Origin of the sequence: Streptococcus sp. 1055, from assembly GCF_013276815.1 — a bacterium.
GTDB lineage: Bacteria > Bacillota > Bacilli > Lactobacillales > Streptococcaceae > Streptococcus > Streptococcus pseudopneumoniae.
Genome location: NZ_VMLT01000121.1, coordinates 1 through 4,633, shown reverse-complemented (window position 1 = coordinate 4,633; position 4,633 = coordinate 1). Strand labels below are relative to the sequence as shown.

Genomic DNA, 4,633 nt, shown 5'->3' with positions numbered 1-4,633 from the left:
CCTGCGGCTAGCTTCCTAGTTTGCTTTTTGATTTTTATTGAGTATAAAAAAATTTTTTCGTCCAAAATTGCCTAAAATGTATCTTATTAAAGTGAAAACTAAAAATTTTTCAATTGTATATAATCCAAAATTTATTTTTTAAAATAAAATATTTTTTAGGAAGTAACTAAGACAATTTACATAAAACATAAAGCACATCGATTGTAAAATGTACTTTATGCTTCTAATTCAGTTTTATCAATGGTTTAAGTCTAGTTAATTCAATTGTACATAAACTTTTAGTTTTACAGAGCTAAATCTTTGGAATTGCTATTGTGAATCATTAGCTAGTGCTTTTTCTAGTTTCCAAATACTAAACCAGAATGAAATAGTCAACAGAATAAGGAAAATAAAAAAGAGATTATCAGTAACGATACTTCTGTTCATTCTACATAATTGAAGAGATATATAAGGAGCAGCTATGAGATACAAAATGCATTGTATAATTGCTATCGTTTTCTTTTTCATGATTTTAATCTTACTGTACAGATTTGATACAGTAAACTCCTTTCTAGCTTTATGCTTTATCATTTCTAACTTGATTATAGTCTTATTTTTACCAAAGTTCAATTATTTGTATGAGAAATATCTTATCTGTAAAAAATAACCGATCTCATTGCTGAGAATCGGCTTTCTAATGTATTTAATTAAGAAATATTATTACATAATAAAAATTATGTAAACAGAGCTTATAACAACAAATCTTTGACTTTTCCAATTTCACTTTTTGGAATAACCAGGTGAATCATATTACCCAGATACATTCTGGTTGAGCCATTAACTGTTTGGCTCTTTCCATTATGGACTTGGGTAGTGATGAGGACGTTGTGTGGTAAGTTGAGTTCGTGTACTTGTTTTCCAGCAATCTTATCAGAAACTGGTATTTCGATAAGTGTAACTTCTCCTTCGCTGGATACTTCTTCTGGAAGCATTTTTTCCAGCATGGCTTCATAGACTGGTGCACCCTTGAGCAAATCCATGATAATATAAGAAATAAGAGTGACAAGACCAAGTGGCATGAGGTTGCGAATATCTCCTACCATCTCAGTTACGAGGATCATGGCAGTTAAGGGAGCTTTTGATATTGCTCCAAAATAGCCACTCATTCCTAGAATGACAAATATAGGGAATTGCTCTTGACTGACAAGTCCAAGATTGACACAGATAACACCAACTAGGGCACCAAGTAAGGAACCGAGAGCCAGAATTGGTAGGAAAATTCCTCCTGGAAGACCACTTCCATAACTAATCATGCTCCAGATAAAGCGAATTAAAAAGTAAGCTAATAGAACTTGAAAACTAAAATCTTGCTCAGTTAAGGAAAGAACAAGCTGATTTCCACCACCAAGGACGTGAGGTAAAAAAATTCCGACTGGTATGATGAGAATAAAAGCAAGAATTGGATAATAAGCTCTATCCAAATGGATTTTTTGACCAATCCAATCATAAAGTCTACCGACATCGAGCACAGCTTTTTCATAGAGAAAACCGGAAAATCCAAGGAAAATTCCCATGAGGAGGTAAATCCAATACTGATCTAGGGTCATGAGTGGGATATTATCTGGCATATCCAGTACGGGTGTTAGGCCAAATATGAGCAGAGAAACAAAGTTTGCTACGAGACTAGCTGCGAGAGTAGATACCCAGAAAAAGCGTGAAAAATGGTGATAAACTTCTTCTACCACAAAGAGAAGTCCTGCAATCGGAGCATTAAAGGCAGCGGCTAAACCTGCTGCAGCTCCACTGGCAATTAAGGAACGTTCCTCTACTGGACTGGATTTGAGCCACTTGGCGATACCTTTACCACCAACAGCTCCAAGTTGAATACTTGGCCCTTCTCGACCTAACATAAGTCCACTAGCAATAGCAAGAGTTCCTAGAATATATTTTTTCCAAAGAACGCCCCACCAGTTGAGGGTCATGAGACCTTTCAGTTCGGCTTCGACTTGCGGAATTCCTGAGCCTTTGATGTCTTTTTCAGAGCGTGTCAGTTTGGCACTGAGCCAGCAGATGATTAGATAAAACAGGGCAATAATAAATAAATTAACAAATAGGTGCCCTTGATCTTGATAAAGTCCTTGTATCAGGTGGAAGCCCTTTTCAATTAAGAAACGAAAGGATCCGACGATGAGCCCTACGACGAGGCCGACAATGATTCCTCGACCAACTTGGGATAGTATAGTGCTGGATGCAAAGGCGAATTCTTTCTTAGAACGGACTATTTCCGACTGTTCCTCCATGGTATTTCCTTTCAATTAACTTTCTTTTTTACCTAAAACCAGTGATTTAATGGGTTCAAAGCTGGTTCGGTGAATTGGGGTAACTCCTAGTTTGTCAAGTCCTTCCAGGTGTTTAGCTGTTCCATATCCTGCATTAGTAGCGAAATCATAGCCAGGAAACTGCTGATCGTAGTCCTTCATCAATTCATCACGGGTCACCTTGGCTACTATAGAAGCCGCTGCAATAGAGAGGGAATTAGCATCACCTTTGATGATGGAGGTTTGTGAAATGGGCAACTCCAGTTTCATGGCATCTATCAAAAGGTGCTCAGGTTGAGGACTGAGCTGGGAGATTGCTTCCTGCATGGCCAGTTTAGTTGCTCCGTAGATATTGACTTGGTCGATGACCTGATTATCCATGATACCAATTCCAATCGACAAGGCTTGGTTTTGAACGGCTTGGAAAATCTCCAGATGTTTCTTTTTAGGAATTTTCTTGCTGTCATTGAGGCCTCTAATCTTACAATTTTTAGGTAAAATAACAGCTGCAGCGACTACAGGACCAGCAAGAGGACCTCGGCCGACCTCGTCAACACCTGCTATCAAGATCACTCCTTGCTTGTAACTTTCCTTTTCATAGGAAAGCATAGATTCCAAACGCAAATTTTCATCCAATTCAGCCTGAATGGCTTTTTTACGCTTGCTAATTTCTTTTTGAACTCCAGAGCGATTATCCTTTTCAAGATCTAAAAAAATAGGGCTTTCTAACTCCTTGACTGTCACAAGGAGTTCTTTGATTTCTTTAATCGTTGCCATCGAGGTCTTCCAATGTATCTAAGGTATAGTTACCGAGTTTTCCATCACGGACTTCCTTCACGAAGAGACTGTAAAAACGGTCATAGTCATCACGGAAACCGAGGGCGCGGGTCATATCCATAATAATCACAGGCGCTTCTTCTTCAATTTTCATTTGTTTGAAGCGTTCAGCCAGCTTTTCTGGATAATGTTCTTTGAAATAATTGATACCAAAAATGGTAACCTCATCCATAGGAAGCAACTGATCCTTGATAGCTCCAGTCAATGCCAACTTAAGTGCAACAGTTTCATCCTCAAACTTAGGCCAGAGAATCCCCGGTGTATCCAAGATTTCCAGGTCTTTATTGGTTTTAAGCCATTGTTGTCCCTTGGTAACCCCTGGTTTATTGCCGACAACGGCAATTTTCTTACCAGCTAAACGGTTCATAAGAGTGGATTTACCAGCATTTGGAATCCCGATAATCATGGTACGCAAGGTTTCAATCTTGATACCACGTTCTTTCTGACGAGCAATCTTATCTGCCATGAGCTTCTTGGCCGCATCTGTTACAACTTTTACAGTCACTTGTTCTTTGGAATTGATAGCCAGCGTCTGGATTCCCTGTGATTCAAAATACTGACGCCATTCCTTGGTCATTGTTGGATCAGCCAAGTCCGCCTTGTTTAAAATCAAAAGTTTTGGTTTATCACCAACAATCTTGGTCAACATAGGATTTTGACTAGATAGAGGTAAACGTGCATCCACCAAAATAGTTACAAAATCAACAAATTTTAAATTTTCCTGCACCTGTCGACGCGCTTTAGACATGTGACCAGGAAACCATTGAATAGTAGCCATTGAGTTTTTCCTTTCATAGCGAGGATTTAGATACCCTATTTTATTTTACTATCGTTTGAACACATAGAGTTTTCAAATGGATGATGTCCAAACACCTCTTGTTTTATGACATAAAAATCTACCTTATATTATATCATGCCTTCTTTATTTTGTCCGATGATAGCCTTTCAAGTACCCTATATATAGTAGATTAAAACAAGATGTGAACAAATCGATTAGGAAAGTCAAATTAATTTCTAGAAATATTTTAACATCTATAACGTACTATTCTAAAGTAAGCGCGTCATAACAAGGTATCGTATCTATCCTAATTCCCCAACTTCCGGTATACTAAATAAAAATAGTTATCGGAGGAAAGGTAGTGTACTATGATGATTCAACTAAACGATTTAGGTCAAGTTCACCTTGTTTGTGGGAAAACGGATATGAGACAAGGCATTGATTCACTGGCTTATCTCATTAAAACCCACTTTGAATTGGATCCTTTCTCCGGTCAAGTCTTTCTCTTTTGTGGTGGACGTAAAGACCGCTTTAAAGCTCTTTACTGGGATGGTCAAGGATTTTGGCTACTTTATAAACGCTTTGAGAATGGTAAACTGACTTGGCCAAGTACAGAAAAGGATGTCAAAGCTATCACACCTGAACAAGTAGACTGGCTGATGAAGGGCTTTTCTATCACTCCCCAAATAAATTCATCAGAAAGTCGTGATTTCTATTGAAA

At 38.0% G+C, this 4,633-nt stretch carries 4 protein-coding genes; 1 reads left to right on the top strand and 3 read right to left on the bottom strand.

All coding sequences use genetic code 11. The features are described from left to right. Window positions 1-728: 728 nt before the first annotated feature. Genes HT699_RS10010 through ylqF form a run of 3 tightly spaced genes read right to left on the bottom strand, consistent with a single transcriptional unit; the run spans window position 729 to window position 3,912 of the window. Window positions 729-2,279 carry a ClC family H(+)/Cl(-) exchange transporter gene (locus HT699_RS10010; RefSeq protein WP_172934333.1) on the bottom strand — a complete coding sequence of 517 codons (1,551 nt, stop codon included), beginning with the start codon at window positions 2,277-2,279 and terminating at the stop codon, window positions 729-731. 15 nt (window positions 2,280-2,294) lie between these two features. Beyond that, window positions 2,295-3,074: a ribonuclease HII gene (locus HT699_RS10005; RefSeq protein ID WP_172934332.1), complete on the bottom strand. Its 780-nt coding sequence runs from the start codon at window positions 3,072-3,074 to the stop codon at window positions 2,295-2,297. Further along, a complete protein-coding gene (ylqF, locus tag HT699_RS10000) occupies window positions 3,061-3,912 on the bottom strand; it encodes a ribosome biogenesis GTPase YlqF (RefSeq protein ID WP_172934331.1) in 852 nt (283 codons plus the stop codon). The genes HT699_RS10005 and ylqF overlap by 14 nt, the downstream gene beginning before the upstream one ends. A 368-nt stretch (window positions 3,913-4,280) precedes the next feature. On the opposite strand from ylqF, the gene tnpB reads away from it, so the two are divergent. Beyond that, on the top strand, window positions 4,281-4,631 hold the full coding sequence (gene tnpB / locus HT699_RS09995; protein ID WP_172934330.1) for an IS66 family insertion sequence element accessory protein TnpB: 351 nt from the start codon (window positions 4,281-4,283) through the stop codon (window positions 4,629-4,631). Window positions 4,632-4,633: the final 2 nt, after the last annotated feature.